Annotated in this window: 1 protein-coding gene; it reads right to left on the bottom strand. The window is 74.5% G+C overall.

All coding sequences use genetic code 11. From position 1 onward, the window contains the following. Positions 1–243: alpha-ketoglutarate-dependent dioxygenase AlkB (locus CVH10_RS23555; protein ID WP_146143358.1), on the bottom strand; the 243-nt coding region annotated here is incomplete at both ends.

The following is a 243-nucleotide window of genomic DNA, read 5'->3' as shown; positions in this document are numbered from 1 at the left end:
AGGCGGGCGGGGCCGCCGATCACGAGAGCGTCACCGGCGCGCAGGCGCACCGAACGGGTTGGATCGTTGCGGGCGAGGCCGCCGTAGCGGAACAGGGCGGTGGCCCCGAGCGACAGCGAGACCACGGGCGCGTCGAGAGCGTCCTCGTCCCGGTCCTGGTGCAGGCCCATGCGGGCGCCGCTGGCGTAGAGATTGACGAGGCAGGCCTCGGGAGGCGCCGGATAGCCCGAGAGCGCGTCCCAG

This window comes from Halomonas sp. ND22Bw (genome assembly GCF_003011945.1).
Lineage (GTDB): Bacteria > Pseudomonadota > Gammaproteobacteria > Pseudomonadales > Halomonadaceae > Halomonas > Halomonas halophila.
The sequence above is the reverse complement of the archived record's forward strand: the minus strand, read 5'-3'. Positions and strand labels throughout refer to the sequence as shown.